We start from the raw sequence: 1,681 nt of genomic DNA, 5'->3' as shown, positions 1-1,681 counted from the left end.
AGTTTAACCCATTGGCTTTTCGGCTTGTCAAGTGTTCGCTACCGCCATTTGACGATAACGAACCACCGGGCTCCAATTACCAAAATCAAGCGGTTGGTAGCTGTTCTTGAGCGAGTTTGATGAGTCTCAACCACTTGTCTGGCATGCGGGTAAGTCCCGTTAATTCAGGAACTTCAACTGGTGGATGGTATCCCAGACTTTGATGGGGGCGTAAAAAATTATGGCAGAGTGAATACAGCGTCACGTAAGTGATAGAGCCGCTGGCTGACTTAAAGCCCCCCATTGGGCGATAATTAGCTTTCAGTGAGCGATTTAAGCGTTCAATGGTTTGCTTGGCGGGGCGATATTCCTTCGCCACCTCGGTTTCGTTGGTTAAGCCTTTAACGATATTAAGGTCGAAGTTGATGCCTTCCTGATGTGCATAATATAGTCTGGCCACTCGATAGATGGGATTATCGTCAACCGTGAACCGCAGGTTCTCAGGAATCACTTGATACTTTTTGAGGACTTGATAGATCGCGATGCACGCTGATTCAGTGGTTCGCTTGGGGGTCACGTAATCTGCCAGGATAATTTTTTTGTTCACGTCATAGAAGTAGAACAGATAGTGCCATTTTCCTTTCACGCGCAGATAAGTTTCGTCACCCACCAATTGGCTGGAAAGCTGATACGGATAATTATCCAGGAAGGGTCGAACATTGGCCGCCACGGCTTGTGCGTAATTGAGAATGGTTTGCTTGGAAATCTTGATGCCATGGATGTCGTACATTAACGCGGCAGTCTTGGCAGCGGAGATGCCATAGTTCACATAGTAGCTGAGGATTAATCCCAGCACTTGTGGTGAGGCCTGAATGCGACTGAGGTCAACCCGAGATTGCGCGGATGATTGCGGGGCTATTTGGCGAATTTTAAAAGCGTATTCCCGATAGATGTACCGTAACTTGAATTGTGATGGCCGCTTTAAGTATTCCTGGTATTGACTGGAATTTAGTTTGGCCAGCTCACGTTTGCGATGAGGGCAGTGACGATTATTGCACCGCCATACCTTGAAGTTGGCCCGCTGCTTCGCAAGTTCCAGTTTGTTTTGGCAGTCGGGACAGCGAAGCACGACTTCTTTACGATAACGTTTTTCCGGGTTGAAGCTGGTTTGGCAAATCTTGCAGAGGAGTAATGAGCTCTTATCACCACCGCCATTGGCATACAAGTATTGACTTGGTGCGCCACACCCGGGACAGGTTTGTCGCGGGAAGGCAAACGCCTGCCGATGGTTAACCGGTTTTAACGGCTTGCCGTGCTTTGCTTGATAAGCTACTAATAATTCCTGGTAATTCAGTTGGTTTTTGTGGATATTTGCCTGGAGAAGCGGCAGCTTATCATCAGCTTTGAATTGGTTGAAACGTCGATAGGTCGGGCTTTCTAGCCGTGGCGTTTTGGAATGAAGATAAATATTTGCCAGTTGGGTCATTAGAATCAAAATAAATTGTTGTTGAAGCTTGATTATCTTAACTAAATACGCTAATAATTGTGTAAGCACTTGTCTAGATCCCTTTCTGGTTCAGTTTTTGTGTTTGTGTGGTGCTTACACTATGCTGGAACTTTAGGGGGAAGGCAAGTGTTTTTTGTTTAGCGTTGATATGACAAGGATAATCGAGGATAAAACTTAGGAACTTTAGACATTACG

General features: G+C 45.9%; 1 protein-coding gene. It reads right to left on the bottom strand.

Translation table 11 applies throughout. The annotated features are described in order from the left end of the window. Positions 1-85: 85 nt before the first annotated feature. Entirely contained in the window at positions 86-1,534 is a 1,449-nt protein-coding gene (locus FD47_RS14420; RefSeq protein WP_056980837.1) for a DDE-type integrase/transposase/recombinase, read from the bottom strand. Positions 1,535-1,681 lie beyond the last annotated feature (147 nt).

Source organism: Lentilactobacillus parafarraginis DSM 18390 = JCM 14109, from assembly GCF_001435895.1.
GTDB classification, from domain to species: domain Bacteria; phylum Bacillota; class Bacilli; order Lactobacillales; family Lactobacillaceae; genus Lentilactobacillus; species Lentilactobacillus parafarraginis.
The sequence above is the reverse complement of the archived record's forward strand: the minus strand, read 5'-3'. Positions and strand labels throughout refer to the sequence as shown.